The sequence below is a fragment of the Nocardia asteroides genome (assembly GCF_900637185.1).
Classification (GTDB): domain Bacteria; phylum Actinomycetota; class Actinomycetes; order Mycobacteriales; family Mycobacteriaceae; genus Nocardia; species Nocardia asteroides.
Map to the genome: position 1 here is coordinate 6,580,221 of NZ_LR134352.1, position 19,561 is coordinate 6,599,781.

Here is a 19,561-nt window from a genome sequence, read left to right on the forward strand (position 1 = left end):
CGCCGGTCGCGGCCGCTTTTGTTTGTGTCGGTAGCGCCGCGTATACCTGACGTATGACTGAGGACGGCGCACCCGCGGGCTCGGCTGCCGTGCAGTCCGACGCGCCGGGCAGTTCGGCCGAGCAACCGTGGCCGGTGCGGTCGATCGCGGTGAAGGTCGCGCAGTGGATCGACCGGCTCGGCAGCGTCTGGGTGGAGGGGCAGGTCACCCAGATCAACCTGCGCCCGGGCACCCGCACGGCGTTCCTGGTGCTGCGCGACACCTCGGCGGACATGTCGCTGTCGGTGACCTGCGATCCGGACCTGTTGCGCCGCAGCCCTGTTCCGCTCACCGAGGGCAGCCGGGTGGTGGTCTACGGCAAGCTGCAGTTCTTCACCGGGCGCGGCACGCTGTCGCTGCGGGTCACCGAGATCCGCCCGGTCGGCATCGGCGAACTGCTGGCCCGCATCGAACGGCTCAAGGCGCTGCTGGCCGCGGAAGGCCTGTTCGACGCGCGCCGCAAGCGGCCGCTGCCGTTCCTGCCCGGCACCGTCGGGCTCATCACCGGGCGGGCGAGCGCCGCCGAACGCGACGTGCTCACCGTGGCCCAGAACCGCTGGCCCGCAGTCCGTTTCATCGTCGAGAACACGGCGGTGCAGGGTCCGACGGCGGTGCCGCAGATGCTGGAGGCGCTCGCCGCGCTGGACCGTAACCCGGCTGTCGACGTCATCGTGCTCGCGCGGGGCGGCGGCAGCACCGAGGACCTGCTGCCGTTCTCCGACGAGGCGCTGTGCCGGGCCATCGCCGCCGCCACCACCCCGATCGTCAGCGCGATCGGCCACGAACCCGATTCCCCGCTCAGCGATCTGGTCGCCGATGTCCGCGCCGCCACTCCGACCGACGCCGCCAAGCGCATCGTCCCCGACGCCGCCGCCGAACTCGCCGGCGTGCGCGAGATGCGGGCCCGCTCCGCCGCCGCGCTGCGCGGCTGGGTGCAGCGCGAAGCCCACCTCATCGCCCAGTTGCGCTCGCGCCCGGTGCTGGCCGATCCGCTGCGCGAGCTGCGGCACCGGCACGACGAGGTGGAACGGCTGCGCGCCCAGGCCCGCCGCACGGTCGAGCAGACCCTGCGTACCGAGTCGACCGCGGCCGCGCATCTGCGGGAGAAACTCACCGCGGTGGGCCCGGCCGCGACGCTGGCCCGTGGTTACGCTGTCGTGCAGCGCGTGGCCGGACCGGAACGGCACGTTGTCCGCGCGATCGACGACGCCCCCGCGGGCAGCCAGCTGCGCATCCGCGTCGCCGACGGCGCCGTCAGCGCCGCCGCGCTCGGCACCCAGCGCCTGACACCAGCCACCGACGACAAGGGGAAATGATCGTGCCCGACGCCGGAACCGAGCCCACCGACACCCTCGCCGAGATCGCGGGCTTCGGCTACGAACGCGCCCGCGACGAGCTGGTGAACGTGGTCAAGATGCTGGAACAGGGCGGCCTCGACCTCGACGACTCGCTGGCCCTGTGGGAACGCGGCGAAGCGCTGGCCAGCCGCTGCGAACAGCACCTGGCCGGTGCGCGCAAGCGCGTGGAGGACGCCATCGCGCACGCCGACGAGGCGGGCGAGTAGGTCCGGCCGCTACTTCGCCAGCGGCGCGGCGACCGTGATCGCCTCGGCCAGCGTGGCGAACGCGGCCTCGTTGCCCGCGCCGGTGATCAGGATCCGGACACCGTCCAGGTCGGTGATCCAGCCGGACTCCTCGGTCGGCTCGCTGTAGACGACCCATCGGTGCCCGGCGATGTCCTGCGTGCCGGTGGGATAGCGCGAGCCGAGCACGTGCCGCGACAGCGCCTCCTCCGACGCGGAGGTCTGTGAGTACCGCATGTAGGTGCCCTGCGGAGTGATGTAACCGACGGTGCTCACCGGACCACCGCCGGTGGTGACGATGGTGTCGCGGCTGCCCGAGTTCGACACCCAGTCCTGCGGCAGGTCCGGATTGCGGATCGCGAACGGCAGCGATCGGGCGTCCGACTTCAGCGCGGCGTCGGCATCGAAAAACGGCACCTGACCTTGGGTCGGGCCGTTCGTGGCCACCGTGCACTGGCTCGCGGCGCCCGCCAGCACGATCGCGATCAACACCAACGGGATCAGCGACCAGAACAGGTCGCGATAGTCGTTGAAGATCCGGTGTTTCTGCTGGGCCACGGCTACCAGTATCCACTCGCCGGTGACCAGGCCCGCCACGGGGCTTCGCAGGTCGTGCACGGCCGTGCCGATCCTAATGCGACAATTGCCGCGTACACCGACGCCAAGGAGGCACTCCGCAATGACGGCATCTTCGCCCGCCCCCAGCCGCCGCGAGGCACCCGACCGTAACCTCGCACTCGAGCTGGTCCGCGTCACCGAGGCAGGCGCGATGGCAGCGGGCCGCTGGGTCGGCCGCGGAGACAAGGAAGGTGGCGACGGCGCCGCGGTCGACGCGATGCGCCAGCTGGTCAGCTCCGTGTCCATGCAGGGCGTCGTCGTGATCGGTGAGGGCGAGAAGGACGAAGCGCCCATGCTGTACAACGGCGAGGCGGTCGGTGACGGCACCGGTCCCGAGGTCGACTTCGCGGTCGACCCGATCGACGGCACCACCCTGATGTCGAAGGGCTCCCCCGGCGCCATCTCGGTCCTCGCGGTCGCCGAGCGCGGCGCCATGTTCGACCCGTCGGCCGTGTTCTACATGCACAAGATCGCCGTGGGCCCCGACGCCGCCGGCTCGATCGACATCACCGCCCCCATCGGCGAGAACATCCGCCGCGTCGCCAAGGCCAAGAAGTCCTCGGTCTCCGACCTCACCGTCTGCATCCTGGACCGCCCCCGGCACGCCGAGATCATCCAGCAGACCCGTGACGCGGGCGCCCGCATCCGCCTGATCTCCGACGGTGACGTCGCCGGCGCCATCGCCGCCGCCCGCCCCGAGTCCGGCGTGGACATCCTCGTCGGCATCGGCGGTACCCCCGAGGGCATCATCGCCGCCGCCGCGCTGCGCTGCCTCGGCGGTGAGCTGCAGGGCATGCTCGCCCCCAAGGACGACGAAGAGCGCCAGAAGGCCATCGACGCGGGCCACGACCTGGACCGCGTCCTGTCCACCACCGACCTGGTGGCCGGCGAGAACGTCTTCTTCTGCGCCACCGGCGTCACCGACGGCGACCTCCTGCGCGGCGTCCGCTACTTCGGCGGCGGCGCCTCCACCCAGTCCATCGTCATGCGCTCCAAGTCCGGCACCGTCCGCATGATCGACGCCTACCACCGCCTCACCAAGCTCCGCGAATACTCCTCCGTCGACTTCGACGGCGACGACAGCGCCAACCCGCCCCTGCCGTGATGTGAAAGGCCGCGCACTTCGGTGCGCGGCCTTTGCACGGTCGTTCGACAGTCGGCCGGACCTCTCGTAAGCAGGAAGCCGATGATCCCCAGCGCATCCTTGGCGATGTTCGCGGTACGCCCCGCCATACCGGCGGAGCTCTACATCGAACGATTCCGGGCGTTGATCTCAGCCGCCGTCGACATTGCCCAGACCGTCGACTTCGATCTGGACGAGCAAATCGCGCTCGACTCGTTGCCCCGATGGTTTCGGGACGCACCGGATTTCGCGAGCACCGAGGGCGCGAACAACTACGTCGCGGCGAACCTGGGACCTCCCTGGGACCCAGCGGAGTGGATCTATTGCTTCGACCCCGACCTGCGCGCATGGACGTGGTGGGACATCACCCGACAACCGGATGGCATCGCCGTTCGGGTCGACACCCGCGGCGAGCCCCACATTCCCCACGGTGAACTGCTCTGGGCGCTCTACGTCTCCGGCGCTCGACACGTCGATCCACTACGCATGGTGGCCATCGACGGCCGCACGAAGTGACCATACGGAATCCGACGTCGGGACGATTGATTGGCGAGCGAAGATCTTCGGGACAAGCTGACCCTGCTCCGAGAGAGACGGGAGCTACGCCGCTTGGTCGACGGCCTGGACGGGATCGACGTTGTCGGATACCGAGATCGCGCCGCGATTTCGAGGGAAGCCCTGGACACACTCCGCAATTTCAATCGACTCTCCACGGTCCCGAACGCCAGAATCGACGACAGCGCCGGGACCGATCGGATCACCGCCTGGTACAAAACGCTCTTGCGAGAGGCGCGGATCGGGTCCCGGTTCTACTGCGGCACCGGCTTGGAAAATTTCCCTTTTTTGGAGTGCGTCGTCGAGGATGGCCGCTGGCTCGCATCTCTTCGTAGCGCTCTTGGCGACAATCTGGATTTCATTGCAGGGGATGAGCGGTCGGTCGCGATGTCATTCGACGACGAGTACGAAATCCTCGGATTCCATCGACTGCTGTGACCCTGGCGGTCGAGTACGACTGGGCACCGCCTGGTCTATTCCCCCTTCGGGGTGTGGGATTTTGCGGGGGTGTGGGGACCCCATTCGGGGCGGGATCGTCCTAGGGTCGAGGCATGGCTGATGACGACGTGCAGTACCGCATCGAGCACGACACGATGGGGGAGGTTCGGGTGCCGGTCGAGGCGTTATGGCGGGCGCAGACGCAGCGGGCGGTGGAGAACTTCCCGATCAGTGGGCGGGGGTTGGAGCGGGCGCAGATCCGGGCCTTGGGGCTGTTGAAGGCCGCGTGTGCGCAGGTCAACAAGGATTTGGGGTTGCTGGATCCGGGGAAGGCGGATGCCATCGTCGCCGCGGCGAACGAGATCGCCGAGGGTCTGCACGACGATCAGTTCCCGATCGATGTGTTCCAGACCGGGTCGGGGACCAGTTCGAATATGAACGCCAACGAGGTGATCGCCTCGATCGCGGCGCGCAACGGGGTGACGGTGCACCCGAACGACGACGTGAACATGTCGCAGTCGTCCAACGACACCTTCCCCACGGCGACGCATCTGGCCGCCACCGAGGCCGTCATCACGGACCTGGTGCCCGCGCTGGAGCATCTGCGGCTGGCACTGCTGGACAAGTCGGAGCAGTGGCGCACGGTGGTGAAGTCGGGGCGCACGCATCTGATGGACGCGGTGCCGGTGACGCTGGGCCAGGAGTTCGGCGGTTACACCCGGCAGATCGAGGCGGGTATCGAGCGCGCGCTGGCCACGCTGCCCCGGCTGGGTGAGCTGCCGATCGGCGGCACCGCGGTCGGGACGGGGCTCAACGCGCCGGCCGGGTTCGGCACCAAGGTCGTGGCGGAGCTGGTGCGCGCCACCGGGATCGACGCGCTGCGCGAGGCTCGCGACCACTTCGAGGCCCAGGCCGCGCGCGACGGGCTGGTCGAGGCCTCCGGCGCGCTGCGCACCGTCGCGGTGAGCTTGACCAAGATCGCCAATGACATCCGCTGGATGGGTTCGGGCCCGCTGACCGGTCTGGGCGAGCTCCAGCTGCCGGATCTGCAGCCCGGTAGTTCGATCATGCCCGGCAAGGTGAATCCCGTTCTGCCCGAGGCTGTCACGCAGGTGGCGGTGCAGGTGGTCGGCAACGACGCCGCCATCGCGTTCGGCGGCGCGAGCGGCGCGTTCGAGCTCAATGTCTACATTCCGGTGATGGCGCGCAACCTGCTGGAGTCGATCCGCCTGCTGGCCAATGTCTCCCGGCTGTTCGCCGACAAGTGTGTCGTGGGCCTGGTCGCCAACGAGGAGCACCTGCGCACGCTGGCCGAGTCCTCACCGTCGATCGTCACCCCGCTCAATTCGGCCATCGGCTACGAGGAGGCGGCGGCGGTGGCCAAACAGGCTCTGCGGGAGAAGAAGACGATCCGGCAGACGGTCATCGACCGTGGGCTGACCCCGGACAAGCTCTCGGTCGAGGAACTCGATCAGAAGCTGGACGTGCTCGCGATGGCGAACGTGGATCGCGAGTCCTGATCGGCACGCGAACGGCCGTCACCCCGAGGGAGTGACGGCCGTTCGCGTCGGGACGGTCAGGCCAGGTGCGCCAGTTCGGCGCGGGCCTTCTCGCCTTCCTCACTGAAGTCGGTGCGGGTGAAGATGTTCCAGCGCTTCAGCAGCGGCCCGAACACCAGCTCGCCTTCCTTGGCCCGGTCGTAGATGCCGGCCTCGGCCAGGGCCTCGTCGCTGGAGCCGCCGCCGGGCAGCTCCACCTGCGGGACACGGAAGGTCGCGACCTGGTCGGCGATGGCCCGCACGGCCTGGTCGGGGACCAGATCGAGGGCGGCGGCGACGAGGGCGGCGAAGAAGTCGGCCTGCAGCGCGTCGTCGGCGGCCAGCTTCTCGGCGATGGCGGTGACGATCGGGTTCTCGCCGAGGGCGGCGGTGTTGCGGTGCCGGATGGCGGCGGCCTGCTCCTCGAGGGCGCAGGTGGTGAGCACCTCGATCAGGTGCAGCGGGGGACGGTTGAAGCCGTCGGTCATGTGCGCCATGCGAGCCCGTTCCAGGGCCACCGGATCCACCGCGCGGGTCACCATCAGGTAGTTGCGGATGAGGATCTCGTGGCGGTTCTCCTCGGCCGTCCACCGGCCGACCCAGCGCCACCACGGACCGGTGCGCAGATGCTTGCCGAGTTCCCGGTGGTAGGACGGCAGGTTGTCGGCGACCAGGACGCTCACCGTCAGCGCGAGCTTGGCGGTCTCGCTCAGCTCGGACTGCTCGGGGGTCCAGTCGGTGCCGCCGAGGAAGGCGAAGTTGCGCCCGTCGGCCCACGGCACGAACTCGTGCGGCTGCCAGCCCTCGGCCACCTCGGTGTGCCGAGCCAGGTTGGTTTCCACCACATCCGCGAGCGAGTCCAGCAGCTCGCGGTCGGTCAAAGTTTTCTGCACTCCGACAACCTAGCCGGTCGGCCGCAAGCGCGGGGACCTACACGGTGATCAGGTCCCCGCGCCGGGGCCGGGCATCGGAGCTACTTCTTGGTCACCGTGGTCTCGCCGTTGACCCAGACGATGGTGCCGCCGGTGAACTCGCTCTGCTTGCCGCCGTTGGCGGTGTTCGTCTCGTCGGAGGTCGGGTAGCCGAGCGGACCGTTGGCGCCGCCCTCGTCCTCCCACGTCTCGCGGATGTCACCCCAGACGATGTGGGCGCCGGAGTCCGAGCTCCAGTAGATGGTGCCGCCCTCGAAGTCCTGGTACTGGCCGCCGTTGGGGCCTGCCTCCTGGGCTTCCTCCGGCGCGCCGAGCGGGCTGGTGGCGCCACCGGCGGCGACGTACTTCTTGTAGACCTCGCCGGAGACGGTGATGTCGCCGTTCGGGGTGGAGATGGTGGTGGACTCACCGGCGGCCGTCGCGCTGGTGGTGGGGGTGGCCGTGCCGGTGCCGCTCTCGTCGGCGTCGGGTGTGGTGGTCATGCCGCCCATACCGGTGGTGGTGGTCGAGCCGGCCCCGCCCATGGCCGAGGTCACCGAGCCGACGGTGTCCTTGGCCTTGTCCTGATCTTCGTCGCTGCAGCCCGCGGCGAGCAGCAGACCGGCCGCGGCGAGGACCGCGGCGCCTCCAGCGGCAGTACGTCGAGCGAAGTGGTTCATATCCATCCTCTCGCGAGTGGCCCCCCGGGGGCACGCCCCCGGAATGGAGCCTGGCCGACATCCGCAACGGCCCGGCGGAACGTTGTTCGCCGAGCCGTTGCTGGATTGGTGTCGCCGCGGATAATACCCACTGTTCGCGGTAATCAAACGCAATCAGGCCCGCGACGCGGCCCGATTGCCGAGATTACGCGTTGGGGCCGTACTCCTCGAGCATCTCGGTCACCAGCGCCGCGATCGGCGAACGCTCGGACCGGGTGAGCGTGATGTGCGCGAAAAGCGGGTGTCCCTTGAGCTTTTCGATCACCGCCGCCACACCGTCGTGCCTGCCGACCCGCAGATTGTCGCGCTGGGCGACATCGTGAGTGAGCACCACCCGCGAGCCCGTGCCGAGCCGGCTCAGCACCGTCAGCAGCACATTGCGTTCGAGCGACTGCGCCTCGTCGACGATCACGAAGGAATCGTGCAGCGAGCGGCCGCGGATGTGGGTCAGCGGCAGCACTTCGAGCATGTCGCGGCTGAGCACCTCCTCCATCACCTCGCGGCTGGCCAGCCCGTCGAGCGTGTCGAAGACGGCCTGGGCCCACGGGCCCATCTTCTCGCTCTCCGAACCGGGCAGATAGCCCAGTTCCTGCCCGCCCACCGCGTACAGCGGCCGGAACACGACCACCTTGCGCTGTGTCCGCCGTTCCAGCACCGCCTCGAGGCCCGCGGTCAGCGCGAGCGCCGACTTACCGGTGCCCGCCCGGCCGCCCATCGACACGATGCCGATGCTCTCGTCGAGCAGCAGATCGAGCGCGATGCGCTGTTCGGCCGAGCGGCCGTGCAGGCCGAAGGCCTCCCGCTCGCGCACCAGCTGCACCCGCTTGTCCGGGGTGACCCGGCCCAGCGCGCTCGAGCTGCTACCGAGCAGCCGGATCCCGGTGTGGCAGGGCAGTTCCCGCGCCTCGTCCAGGTCGATCACCGAATCGGCGTAGAGCTGGTCGATCTGGGAGCCCGCGACGTCGAGTTCGACCATCCCGCTCCACCCGGAGGTCACCACGTCCTGGGCGTGGTACTCGTCGGCGGACAGGCCGACCGCGCTCGCCTTGACCCGCAGCGGGATGTCCTTGGACACCAGCACCACCTCCGCGCCCTCGGCCGCGAAGTTCAGCGCGCAGGCCAGGATGCGGGAATCGTTGGTCTCCGAACGGAATCCGGCGGGCAGCACCGACGGGTCGGTGTGGTTGAGCTCCACCTGAAGAGTGCCGCCGTCGGTGCCGATCGGGAGCGGCTGATCGAGCCTGCCGTGGTTGACCCGCAGGTCGTCGAGCATGCGCAGGGCTTCCCTGGCGAACCAGCCGAGTTCGTGGTGGTGCCGCTTGGCCTCCAATTCACTGATCACGACCAGCGGCAGAACCACCTGGTGTTCGCCGAACCTGGTGACGGCCCACGGATCCGAGAGCAGGACCGAGGTGTCGACGATGAAAGTCTTGCGACCGGAACGCGAGGGGCGGACCCCCTTCTTCGAGGCCGAGGCCGTGTGCATCGCGGGGGCGGAAACGGAGCGTGCAGCAGTCACGGTGGGCTCCTTATGTGTTCGCACGGCACCCGCGCGAACGATCTCGCTGGACCGGTCCGTCCTGGTAGGCGGCTTGATCAGCCGCCACGAGGGCCGGGTGCCGGCCCTCTCGCACTGAGTAGCTCAGTCACGGTCAGGACCTCCCGTACGAGCCACACCGACGCGGCCCGCATCACCGACGCTACCGGTCGGCGCCCGGCCGCGCTGCCGGACAGCCGGACGTGTCCGTGAATTTGTCGTTAACCGGCGCCGACGCGAAGGATCCGCCACCGCGGTGTCGGCGAGCGCTAGAGTCGAAGCATGGCCGAGGACGAGGATCTGGCGAAACTGTCGTCGAAGGAACTGCACGACCGTGCGGTGAAGACGGCCGTGCGCCGCGGCGACGTGAAGTTCCTGTGGGACCTGCTCAAGGCGATTCCGGCCGCGCAGGCCGAGGCGGGCGACATCGGCGAGAGCGAGGCCGACATCAAGTACGTGCTGCCGATGATCGACGACTACTTCCACGCCGGCGACGGAAAACTGGCCGATGTGCTGCGGCCGACGTACCTGGACTACCTGAGCAAGCACCGGTAGTCCCCGGCGGGATCAGCGGCGCAGCACCGCCCGCGCCGCACCGACGACGGTGCCGCGCGCCACGTTGCCCATGCTGAAGTGGTCGTCCCACAGCACGATCCGGCCCTCGCGCACCTCGAAGGTGCCGGTGACCCAGAAGCCGATCCGGACCGGTCCGGCCCGCAGGTAGTCGGTGCGGTCGGTGAGCACGATGGGGCCGTCGGCCGCGATGTGGTGGATCTCGGCCCAGAAGCCGAACGCGGGCCGTTCCAGGCCGCGCAACACCTGGGCGACCCGCTGCTTGCCGCGCAGGGTCGGCAGGCCGGTGTTCTTCCAGACGATCGCCGGGTCGAGCAGCTCGAGCGCCTCGTCGACGGCGTCGACGGCGAACGCGGCGAAGAACTCCCGCACGACGGTGACGGCGTTCTCCGGCAGCTCCGGTTGGTCGGTCATGCTGCGAGCCTAGGACGTTCGCCCGCGCCAGACCAGACCCGGCGCGCTACCCACTCGTAGCACGCCGGTCGATGAGCACGGCGAGCCCGTCCAGGATCCGGTCGACGCCGTAGTCGAAGGCCGCGCCGGGTGCCGCGCCCGCGCCGACGGCCGCCGCCTCCTCGGCGAAGGCCGCCTCGACGGCGGGGAACCGGCCACCGGCCGCGGCCATCATGGCGGTGAACTGCTCGGCGAACTGGATGGCACCGTCGCCGTCGCCGACCGATTCGACCTGCTGGGCCAGGCTGCGGGCGTGCCCGTTGAGCAACACGATGGTGTCGAGCCGTTCGGGACCGGTGAGGCCGGTGCCCGCCAGCGCGGCGACGGCCGCCTCGGTCCAGCCCATCTCGTTCGGACCCAGCGGCCGGATCCCGAGGGTGAGCTCGATGGTCCACGGGTGGGCCCGGTAGCGCGCGAAGATCGCCTCGATCCACTGCCGCAGTCCACTGCGCCAGGACGCGCCGTCCAGTCGCGGCGCCTCCCCCATCGCCGTGTCCAGCATCAGCGCGGTGAGCTGCTCCTTGCCCGGCACGTACCGGTACAGCGACATCTTGGTGAAGCCGAGCCGCTCGGCCAGCCGCTGCATCGACAGCGCGGCCAGTCCCTCCGCGTCCACCAGCGCGATCGCCTCGGCGACGATGCCCGCCAGCGTGAGGGCGGGTTTCGGGCCGCGCTTGGGCCGCTGGGCGGTGCCCCAGAGCAGTTCGACGGTGGTCGGCGCTGGCATCGATCGATCCTCTCGAATTCCCGGTTGACGCGGAACTGTGTCTACCATACTCTAATCAGCATCCACCGGATACAGTTTCCATCGGACACCAATCTTTCGAGGGGCACACCATGCGCAACCAGACCGTTCTCATCTCCGGCGCGAGCATCGCCGGGCCCGCCCTGGCCTACTGGCTGCATCGCTACGGCTTCGCCGTCACCGTCGTCGAGCGGGCGCCCGCGCTGCGCCCCGGCGGCCAGGCCGTCGACTTCAAGGGCCGCACCCACCTCACCGTGCTCGAGCGAATGGGCATCCTCGACGCCGTCCGCGCCCGCCGCACCGGCACCACCGACCTGGCCTTCGTCGACGACGACGGCCGCGAACTGGCGCAGCTGTCCGGCGACTTCACCGGCGGCGACATCGAGATCCTGCGCGGCGACCTGGCCGAGATCCTGTACGCACGGACCGCCGACACCGTCGACTACGTCTTCGGCGACACCGTCACCGCGCTCACCGACACCGAGTCCGGTGTGCGCGTGGAATTCGAGCGCGGGCCGTCACGCACCTTCGACCTGGTCATCGGTGCCGACGGAATCCATTCGCGGGTAAGGCGATTGGCCTTCGGTCCGGAGTCCGACTACGTGCACCACCTCGGTCACTACTACTGCGTGGCAGGCACCAGCCGCTGGGCCGACGCCGCCCTGCCGCGCGAGCGGGCGCGCGGCTACGCCCACAACACCCCGGGCAAGCTCGCGGTCGACGGCGGGTCCAAGGCACAGCAGATGTACCTGTTCGCCAGTCCCACACTGGAATACGACCGCGACGACATCGACGCCGCGCGCCGCGTCATCACCACGACCTACGCGGACACCGGCTGGCACGTCCCGCGCATGCTCGCCGATCTGGCCGAGTTCGACGAGGTGTACCTCGACTCGATCAGCCAGGTCAGGATGGACGGCGCCTACACCCGTGGACGCGTGGCGCTGGTCGGCGACTCGGCCTACGGCAACACGCTGGCCGGCTTCGGCACCGGACTGGCCGTCGTCGGCGCCTATGTTCTGGCGGGCGAACTCGCATGCGCAGCAGGCGATCACGTGGCCGCGTTCGACGCCTACGAACGGATCATGCGCCGCTACGCCAAGATCGCGGGCAATTCGAACACCGGACGGTTCCTCGCGCCGAAGACCGCGCTCGGCATCAAGGCCCGCAACTGGTTCCTCGGCTCGCCCCTGTTCACGCTCATGCTGAAATACGGCGACAAGGCAGCCAACGACATCGACCTGATCGACTACCCGAGTCTGGTCGCCGCGACGGCATCACACCCTTGACCTGGAGTGCACTCCAAGTTCTATGGTCGTCGGCATGAGCATTCGCCTCGGCTACCAGATGCCCAACTTCAGCAACACGTCCTCGGTGCGCGAACTCTTCCCCACGGTGATCGCGCAGGCCAGGGCGGCGGAGGCGGCGGGCTTCGACGCCGCCTTCGTGATGGACCACTTCTATCAGCTGCCCGGGATCGGCAGCCCGGACGAGCCGATGCTCGAGGCCTACACCGCGCTCGGCGCGCTCGCCACGGCCACCGACCGAATCCAGTTGTCCACCTTGGTCACCGGCAACACCTACCGCAATCCGGCGCTGCTGGCCAAGACCGTCACCACCCTCGACGTGGTCAGCGGCGGGCGGGCCGTGCTCGGCATCGGCGCGGGCTGGTTCGAACTCGAACACCAGCAGTACGGCTTCGAGTTCGGCACCTTCACCGAACGCTTCCAGCGGCTCGAGGAGGCGCTGGCGATCATCGCGCCCATGCTGCACGGACAGCGACCCACCGTCGACGGCGCCTGGTACCGCACCGAGAACGCCATGAACGAGCCGCGCGTCCGCGACGACCTGCCGATCATGCTGGGTGGTGGCGGCGAGAAGAAGACCTTCGCCCTGGCCGCCCGCTACGCCGACCACCTCAACATCATCGCCAACGCCTCCGAACTGCCACGCAAGGTCGAGGCCCTGCACCAGCGCTGCGCCGAAGCCGACCGCGACCCGGCCACCCTGGAAACCAGCTTCCTCGCCTTCGTCATCGCCGACGAGGACGGCGACCGCGCCCGCAAACAGCAGGCCGACATGCTGGCCCGCTACGGCATCGACCTGTCCACCCTCTCTCCCGCCGAGATCCGCGCCACCCCCGCCGACCGCCAATTCGTCGGCACCCCGGACGAAGTCGCCGAACAGATCCAGACCCGTGTCCTCGACCATGGCATCGACGGCGTCATCGTCAACATGATCACCAACGGCCACGAGCCGGGCGTCATCGAAGCAGCAGCCAAAGCGTTGCGCCCCTTGGTGAGCTGACCTACCACCCCACGCTCACCCGCCCGCGCTGCCCACCACGGCACCGCGGGCGGTTGCGCGTTTCCGGCTATGTTGGCACTCCGGATCCGAAGAACCGGTGCGCAATCCTCGCCCCGGCGAGGGAACCGAACCGAGGGTCCGTGCGTCCAACCGATAGAACACGAAAGTGGGGGGTAGATGGCGGTTCAGGAGCAGTTGGGGAGGCGGGCGTGGCATACGCCGCGGACGCTGTGGACGCTGGTGTGGACCACCGCGCGGGCGCTGGCGGTGCTGGTCTGCGGAATTGCCTGTGTGCCAGCGTTTCTGCACTTGGCGGGGACTTCCGGCCCGGCGGGCGAGGCTGATGGGCGGAGCTCCGACGCCGCAGTGTTCGTCTTCCTGGCCATTCTGCCGCTCACGATCACCGGACTGGTCATGACGCGAACCGCGTTTCGCCGGTGGTTGTCGGCGAGGCATCGCTGGCAGGTGTGGAATATCGAGACTCTTCGGCCCCAAATTCAGGAATGGGTCAATCTGCTGGATGACCGGGGGTCAGTCGCAGGCACCTTGGTGCTGCGCAAATGGTCGTCGCGAACATTCGGCGGCGATGACAAGGTCGTCTGGTTCGCCGGGGTGCCGAACAAGGCGGGTCTCATCGCGAAACCGGGCGGAGCGGGCGCGCAGCTGGCTTATCGGTCGCTCTTCTACGTGCCGCCGCGCTTCGGTACCGCCCTGCTGGTCAAGGACAAGTCCGCTCCTCCGATTCCGCAGCCACACAGCACTTCTCCCGCGAAAACACCCGAACCGCCGGGCAAGCACGGCGGGCTCGACGATGCCACTTTCCCGTCACCGCGGAAGCTGCGCCGGACGCTGGCCTATCTGCTCGACGTCGTCGTGCATCTGGCGATCGGGTTCGGTGTCGTGTTCCTCAGCGACGAGGTGACGCGTCACGCCGTGACGCACCAGGATTGGGACAGCACGCAGATCAAGTGGTGGACGATGATCGGGTACTTCCTGCTCGCGTCGTTCGTCGACCGGGTCGTGCTCCAGTCCGTGACACGGACGACGCTCGGCAAAGCCGTGTTCGGACTGGTCATCATCGACCGCGACACCGGCCGCTACCCCCGTGTGGGCCGCCTTCTCGCGGCCTGGTTGGTCGGGGTGATCATGCCGATCCTGGTCCTCGGCAACAGCACCGTTCCCGAACGCCCGGAACGCTATCTGCTCCCCGCCGTGCGGCGGCGTGACGCGCGGCAGGTCTTCGGGACACGGTCCGGTGACCCGGTGGGCGTTACGGGTTGAAACGACGAAACGCCCTCGCCCGCTGGATGATCGGCGGGCGAGGGCGTTCGGTCGGGGGTCGGCTCAGCCGAGCAGGCGCCAGTCCTCGAGGCCCTGGTAGAGCGGGACGCTCTGGGCCAGCTTGGCGACGCGGGCGCGCAGGGTCTCGGTGTCGGAGGTGCCGGCGAGGGCGGCGGCGATGATGTCGGCGACCTCGGTGAACTCGGCGTCGCCGAAGCCGCGGGTGGCCAGGGCGGCGGTGCCGATGCGCAGGCCGGAGGTGACCATCGGGGGGCGCGGGTCGAACGGGACCGCGTTGCGGTTGACGGTGATGCCGACCTCGTGCAGGAGGTCCTCGGCCTGCTGGCCGTCGAGCTCGGAGTTGCGCAGGTCGACAAGGACCAGGTGCACGTCGGTGCCGCCGGTGAGGACGGAGACGCCCTTGTCCTTGACATCGGCGCCGGTCAGACGCTCGGCCAGGATGCGCGAACCCGAGAGGGTGCGCACCTGACGGTCCTTGAACTCCTCGGTCGCGGCGATCTTGAACGCGGCGGCCTTGGCGGCGATCACGTGCATCAGCGGGCCGCCCTGCTGGCCCGGGAACACCGCGGAGTTCAGCTTCTTGGCGAATTCCTGCTTGGCCAGGATCAGGCCGGAGCGGGGGCCGCCGAGGGTCTTGTGCACGGTGGAGGACACCACGTCGGCGTAGGGCACCGGGGAGGGGTGCAGGCCGGCGGCGACCAGGCCGGCGAAGTGCGCCATGTCGACCCACAGGTAGGCGCCGACCTCGTCGGCGATCTCGCGGAACTTCGCGAAGTCCTGGTGGCGCGGGTAGGCCGACCAGCCGGCCACGATCACCTTCGGCTTCGAGGCCTTCGCGATGTCGCGGACCTCGTCCATGTCGATGCGGTGGTCTTCCTTCGACACACCGTAGGAGTGGACGTCGTAGAGCTTGCCCGAGAAGTTCAGGCGCATGCCGTGGGTGAGGTGACCGCCGTGTGCGAGGTCCAGACCCAGCAGGGTCTCGCCCGGGTTCATCAGCGCCATCAGCACCGCGGCGTTGGCCTGCGCGCCCGAGTGGGGCTGCACGTTGGCGAACTCGGCGCCGAAGAGTTCCTTGGCGCGGTCGCGGGCCAGGGTCTCCACCACGTCGACGGCCTCGCAGCCACCGTAGTAGCGACGACCGGGGTAGCCCTCGGCGTACTTGTTGGTGAGCACGGAACCCTGCGCCTGCAGGACCGCGCGCGGCACGAAGTTCTCCGAGGCGATCATCTCGAGGGTGTCGCGCTCGCGGGCGAGCTCGCCCGCCATCGCGGCGGCCAACTCGGGATCGAGCTCACCGAGAGACTGGGTATTCACCGAAGCGGTCGTCTGCGTCACGACCCTCAGTCTATGGGCCGCGCGTGGACGCCCGAGCACGGGGATAGCGCAACACCGGCCGGGCCGCCACCCGGGAGACCCAGGTCACAGGCTTGCGGCCGGGTCGTCGACCGGCCCGACAGGGCGAAACGCGGTAACGGCGGCGGACGCGGTGACCGATGACACAGGTATGAACCCCCTGCCCGTGACCCCGGCCATCGCGCCGGCCAACCCGATCGAGGCGCTGCTGATGCAGCTGAGCTATCTCGTCTGCTCACTGTTCAGCCCCGGCGGTTGCGCCGTCGTCCTGTAGCTCAGACCGGCATCCGCCGGATCGCGCCCGGCGTGAGCGGCTCGTCGAGCAGACGGCCGAATCGCTCGACCCGGTCCTGCGCGTCGACGGCGTTGTCCAGCCAGCCGCCGAGCAGGCGGTAGCCCTCCACGTAGGTGCTGATGTAGGCCCGCCACAGCGGCGAGGACAGGAAGCGCAGCGACTGCCGCGCCCGCTCCGGCGTGGCCAGGCTCCACTGCTGCAGGAACGCCGCCACCTCGTCTTCGCCGCGACGCCGATCGTGCAGCAGCAGCGCCGCGTCCTGGCGCACGCCGAGCAGCCCGGCCGAGGCGGTCGCGAACCGTTCGGCGCGCTCGCCGTCGAATCGCAAGCCCAGGTCGGCGTAGATCTCCTGCGCCCACAGACCCCAGCCCGGTCCGATGATCGACTGCAACGCCAGGTCGGCCAGGCCCTCGGCCATCAGGCACTGCGGGGTGTTGACCAGGAACAGCGTCTGCTCGTCCTCGCCCGCGGCGACCAACCCGGCCTCCTTGCGGCAGTGCTCGGTGTGGTGGCCCGGGTATGCCTCGTGCGCGATGAGCGCGGGCAGGTGCGCCATGTGCTGCTTGAGGTCGGAGTTGATCGCCACCTTGGAGTGGAAATTGCCCAGGTAGTAGTTGAATCCGGACCAGGGCTTGTCGCCGACCACCTCGTAGGTGACGGTCTCGTGGTCGGGCAGCGGATAGCGTTCGCGGACGCGCTCGCGCAGCGCGCTGGAGAACGCCTCGACGCAGACCGCGAGCCGCTCCGGCGGGATCTCGTCACCGCGCCGGTAGGCGGCGGCGCGCTCGGCCAGCGGACCCTCGCCGCCGAGGACCTCGTCCATCAGCCGGTGCGCCGCGCGGTAGTCCTCGGGGTCGCCGGGGGCGATGTCGACGTCGAAGTAGGCGCGGACCTCGTCGACGAAGCCGATGTCCTCCCCGGCGAACTTGCGGGCCGAGCACTCCATCGCCACCAGGTGGGCGTCGAGGAATTCGGTGCGCCGCGCCGACAGCCCGGCGTCGGCCAGGCCCGCGCGCAGGTCGACGGCGCGCCGGACCAGGTCGGCGGGTTCGGGAAGCGGCGCGTTCTCGACGTCGCGGCGCAGCTGCGGATCGCCGGTGTAGGCGTCGACGAAGCCTTCCTCGAGCCGGTCGAAAGCCAGTCCGAGCCGCAGGTATTCGGTGACAAGTGGATGGGACCCCATGCCGTCCGACCTTACGGGGTAATTCGGAAAAGCGGGCCCTACCTCGGCGTTGTCCCTCGTTACCGGCGAGTAGCCAAACCCCCTGTTGCGCGTGGACGGCCGGGACGGAGCACAATCGCGGCATGCGGTCAGAGTTATCCCGGATCTCACTGGACGGGCAGCCGAGCTGTGCGTGTGCGCCCGGACGGAGCGTGGGGTAAGTGGCACGGATGAGCGAACCGAGCCCGTATGTGGAGTTCGACCGCAAGCAGTGGCGCACCCTGCGCAAGTCCACTCCCCTGGTCCTGACCGAGGAGGAACTGACCGGACTGCGCGGTCTTGGCGAGCAGATCGACCTCGAGGAGGTCGCCGAGGTCTACCTGCCGCTCGCGCGTCTCATCCACCTGCAGGTGGCCGCGCGGCAGCGGCTGTTCGCCGCCACCGCCACCTTCCTCGGGGAGAAACATCCCGATAAGCAGGTGCCGTTCGTGATCGGCGTCGCGGGCAGTGTGGCGGTGGGCAAGTCGACCACCGCGCGCGTGCTGCAGGCGCTGCTGGCCCGCTGGGACCACCACCCGCGGGTCGACCTGGTGACCACCGACGGATTCCTCTACCCCACCGCCGAACTCACCCGCCGCGGCATCATGCACCGCAAGGGTTTCCCGGAGAGCTACGACCGGCGCAAGCTGCTGCGCTTCGTCACCGAGGTGAAGTCGGGCGCCGAAGAGGTGTGCGCGCCGGTGTATTCGCACATCTCCTACGACATCGTGCCCGACGAGAAGCACTGCGTGCGCCAGCCCGACATCCTCATCGTCGAGGGCCTGAACGTGCTGCAGACCGGGCCGCGGCTGATGGTGTCGGACCTGTTCGACTTCTCCATCTACGTCGACGCCAGGATCGAGGACATCGAGAACTGGTACGTGCAGCGCTTTCTCGCGTTGCGCAAGACCGGCTTCGCCGACCCCGACGCGCACTTCCACCACTACTCCGCGCTCAACGACGAGCAGGCCACCACGGCCGCGCGCGACATCTGGAACTCCACCAACCGGCCCAACCTGGTGGACAACATCCTGCCCACCCGCCCGCGCGCGACCCTGGTGCTGCGCAAGGACGCCGACCACACGATCAACCGGTTGCGGCTGCGCAAGCTCTGATCAGCGGTGCGCGGTGCGGACCTCGATCACATTGCCCAGCAATGACTTTCCGTCCAGGTACAGGTCGCCGGTCAGGGTGCCGAACGGGGCGGCCGGGCCGGTGCGGCGCAGTTCGAGCCGGAGCGGATCGGTGATCAGGCGCAGGGCGGGATCGGCGCCGGCCTGGGTCCAGCCGTCGCGGTAGCGCCACACCGTCGACGACAGCAGCGTCTTCGCATCGTCGCGGTCCCACACCAGCCGGGTCAGTACGACATCGGCGCCGTCGGCCCGGATGTCGGCGATCGAGCTGCACGAGGGAAACGGCGGGCCCGCGGAATCGACCGCGCCGGTGGCCAGGTCGAGCCGGTGCACCGAGGCGGTGCCGCAGGCGACATTGTCGCGGCTGTAACCGGCCACGACCACCGACCGGCCGTCCGCCGCGATCGCGGCCTGCCGGAACACGGTGTTGACTTCCGGGATCCGGCCGAACTGCTGCACCGCACCGGAATTCAGGTCGACCACGTACAGGTGATTGACGCCCCAGCTCGCGCCGGGAACCGATTCGATCCGGGTCAGCACCGCGCGATCGCGGTCCAGCGCGATCAGTTCGGTCCCGGCGAGCGCGCTGCCCGCGTCCAGCGGGTCACGCGGCTCGGGCAGCGTGATCGACCGCAGCACAGCGGGTTCCGGGTTCCGCAAGTCGGCGTGCATGACGGCGCCGTCGTGCCACCAGCCGACCACCGCGTCGTGCAGCGGGAAAACTCGCGCGCAGTGGCAGTCGAAACGGCCGGAGGCCACCAGCAGTTCCGCGGTCTCCAGCGCGGAGACCATACCGTCGCCGTCGACCGCGTAGGCCAGCGAATTGTCCTGGCTGAACCCGATGTCGCGGTAGTCACCCACCCGGTCACCACGCATCCCGGACGCGTCGGCCACGCCCATGCCCGTCGTGGTGTGCACCGCGAACAGCGACGTGGCGGGCGGCGCGCCCGTCACGATCTGCGGCCCCTGCGGCAGCGCGGGCGCGCACCCCGTGCCGAGGACGGCCATGGCTGCCACGACCACCCACCGAAACCGACCGATTCCCATCCCTACCTCCGGAATTCCCCACCCCGGCGCCACCGTGCGCGGCGCCGACCGGCCGGGAACGGCGCCCGGCGGGTGGGTATACGCGAGAC

Annotated in this window: 21 protein-coding genes; 12 read left to right on the plus strand and 9 right to left on the minus strand. The window is 69.3% G+C overall.

Annotated elements, in window-relative coordinates; translation table 11 throughout:
* Positions 1-53 precede the first annotated feature (53 nt).
* Both xseA and EL493_RS30420 read left to right on the plus strand, forming a co-directional pair.
* A complete protein-coding gene (xseA, locus tag EL493_RS30415) occupies positions 54-1,355 on the plus strand; it encodes an exodeoxyribonuclease VII large subunit (protein WP_019048973.1) in 1,302 nt (433 codons plus the stop codon).
* Positions 1,352-1,603, plus strand: coding sequence for an exodeoxyribonuclease VII small subunit (locus tag EL493_RS30420; RefSeq protein ID WP_019048974.1), 252 nt, complete (start codon positions 1,352-1,354; stop codon positions 1,601-1,603). Before xseA ends, EL493_RS30420 begins: the two co-directional genes overlap by 4 nt.
* A 9-nt stretch (positions 1,604-1,612) precedes the next feature.
* Here the strand turns inward: EL493_RS30420 and EL493_RS30425 are convergent, their stop codons facing one another.
* Positions 1,613-2,239, minus strand: a complete 627-nt coding sequence (locus EL493_RS30425) for a DUF4245 domain-containing protein (protein WP_198040836.1) — start codon at positions 2,237-2,239, stop codon at positions 1,613-1,615.
* A gap of 61 nt (positions 2,240-2,300) precedes the next feature.
* On the opposite strand from EL493_RS30425, the gene glpX reads away from it, so the two are divergent.
* From glpX to EL493_RS30445, 4 genes are all read left to right on the plus strand, one after another.
* Entirely contained in the window at positions 2,301-3,344 is a 1,044-nt protein-coding gene (gene glpX, locus EL493_RS30430) for a class II fructose-bisphosphatase (RefSeq protein WP_019048976.1), read from the plus strand.
* 81 nt (positions 3,345-3,425) lie between these two features.
* Positions 3,426-3,878 (plus strand): hypothetical protein, encoded by a 453-nt coding sequence (locus tag EL493_RS30435; RefSeq protein WP_074965400.1) that lies wholly within the window; start codon positions 3,426-3,428, stop codon positions 3,876-3,878.
* A gap of 30 nt (positions 3,879-3,908) precedes the next feature.
* Positions 3,909-4,355 (plus strand): hypothetical protein, encoded by a 447-nt coding sequence (locus tag EL493_RS30440; protein WP_019048978.1) that lies wholly within the window; start codon positions 3,909-3,911, stop codon positions 4,353-4,355.
* A 113-nt stretch (positions 4,356-4,468) separates the two neighbouring features.
* Positions 4,469-5,875 carry a class II fumarate hydratase gene (locus tag EL493_RS30445; RefSeq protein WP_019048979.1) on the plus strand — a complete coding sequence of 469 codons (1,407 nt, stop codon included), beginning with the start codon at positions 4,469-4,471 and terminating at the stop codon, positions 5,873-5,875.
* Between the two features lie 56 nt (positions 5,876-5,931).
* Here the strand turns inward: EL493_RS30445 and EL493_RS30450 are convergent, their stop codons facing one another.
* From EL493_RS30450 to EL493_RS30460, 3 genes are all read right to left on the minus strand, one after another.
* On the minus strand, positions 5,932-6,786 hold the full coding sequence (locus EL493_RS30450) for an acyl-ACP desaturase (protein WP_036835038.1): 855 nt from the start codon (positions 6,784-6,786) through the stop codon (positions 5,932-5,934).
* A gap of 80 nt (positions 6,787-6,866) precedes the next feature.
* A complete protein-coding gene (locus EL493_RS30455; RefSeq protein WP_036835260.1) occupies positions 6,867-7,484 on the minus strand; it encodes an LGFP repeat-containing protein in 618 nt (205 codons plus the stop codon).
* A gap of 184 nt (positions 7,485-7,668) precedes the next feature.
* Positions 7,669-9,042 (minus strand): PhoH family protein, encoded by a 1,374-nt coding sequence (locus tag EL493_RS30460; RefSeq protein WP_022565818.1) that lies wholly within the window; start codon positions 9,040-9,042, stop codon positions 7,669-7,671.
* Positions 9,043-9,342: 300 nt separating this feature from the next.
* Between EL493_RS30460 and EL493_RS30465 the strand changes: the two genes are divergently transcribed.
* A complete protein-coding gene (locus EL493_RS30465) occupies positions 9,343-9,615 on the plus strand; it encodes a hypothetical protein (protein WP_019048983.1) in 273 nt (90 codons plus the stop codon).
* Positions 9,616-9,627: 12 nt separating this feature from the next.
* Here the strand turns inward: EL493_RS30465 and EL493_RS30470 are convergent, their stop codons facing one another.
* Both EL493_RS30470 and EL493_RS30475 read right to left on the minus strand, forming a co-directional pair.
* Positions 9,628-10,047: a limonene-1,2-epoxide hydrolase family protein gene (locus tag EL493_RS30470; RefSeq protein ID WP_019048984.1), complete on the minus strand. Its 420-nt coding sequence runs from the start codon at positions 10,045-10,047 to the stop codon at positions 9,628-9,630.
* Between the two features lie 46 nt (positions 10,048-10,093).
* Positions 10,094-10,813, minus strand: coding sequence for a TetR/AcrR family transcriptional regulator (locus tag EL493_RS30475; protein WP_019048985.1), 720 nt, complete (start codon positions 10,811-10,813; stop codon positions 10,094-10,096).
* Positions 10,814-10,923: 110 nt separating this feature from the next.
* Between EL493_RS30475 and EL493_RS30480 the strand changes: the two genes are divergently transcribed.
* The 3 genes from EL493_RS30480 (at position 10,924) to EL493_RS30490 (ending at position 14,419) form a co-directional block, all read left to right on the plus strand.
* A complete protein-coding gene (locus tag EL493_RS30480) occupies positions 10,924-12,120 on the plus strand; it encodes an FAD-dependent monooxygenase (RefSeq protein WP_019048986.1) in 1,197 nt (398 codons plus the stop codon).
* 34 nt (positions 12,121-12,154) lie between these two features.
* Complete coding sequence (locus tag EL493_RS30485) at positions 12,155-13,138, plus strand: LLM class F420-dependent oxidoreductase (protein WP_030201025.1); 984 nt, start codon at positions 12,155-12,157, stop codon at positions 13,136-13,138.
* Positions 13,139-13,315: 177 nt separating this feature from the next.
* On the plus strand, positions 13,316-14,419 hold the full coding sequence (locus EL493_RS30490) for an RDD family protein (protein ID WP_022565817.1): 1,104 nt from the start codon (positions 13,316-13,318) through the stop codon (positions 14,417-14,419).
* A gap of 63 nt (positions 14,420-14,482) precedes the next feature.
* Here EL493_RS30490 and glyA read toward each other — a convergent pair whose 3' ends face one another.
* Entirely contained in the window at positions 14,483-15,709 is a 1,227-nt protein-coding gene (glyA, locus tag EL493_RS30495; RefSeq protein ID WP_232017369.1) for a serine hydroxymethyltransferase, read from the minus strand.
* A 238-nt stretch (positions 15,710-15,947) separates the two neighbouring features.
* Here glyA and EL493_RS33680 point away from each other — a divergent pair, with 238 nt between their 5' ends.
* Positions 15,948-16,070, plus strand: coding sequence for a hypothetical protein (locus tag EL493_RS33680; RefSeq protein WP_019048990.1), 123 nt, complete (start codon positions 15,948-15,950; stop codon positions 16,068-16,070).
* 1 nt (position 16,071) lies between these two features.
* On the opposite strand, the gene EL493_RS30500 is transcribed toward EL493_RS33680, so the two are convergent.
* Positions 16,072-17,274, minus strand: a complete 1,203-nt coding sequence (locus EL493_RS30500; protein WP_019048991.1) for a hypothetical protein — start codon at positions 17,272-17,274, stop codon at positions 16,072-16,074.
* Between the two features lie 200 nt (positions 17,275-17,474).
* Between EL493_RS30500 and coaA the strand changes: the two genes are divergently transcribed.
* Positions 17,475-18,407, plus strand: coding sequence for a type I pantothenate kinase (gene coaA, locus EL493_RS30505; RefSeq protein ID WP_030201027.1), 933 nt, complete (start codon positions 17,475-17,477; stop codon positions 18,405-18,407).
* Here the strand turns inward: coaA and EL493_RS30510 are convergent, their stop codons facing one another.
* Positions 18,408-19,442 (minus strand): hypothetical protein, encoded by a 1,035-nt coding sequence (locus tag EL493_RS30510; protein ID WP_126405956.1) that lies wholly within the window; start codon positions 19,440-19,442, stop codon positions 18,408-18,410.
* Positions 19,443-19,561: the final 119 nt, after the last annotated feature.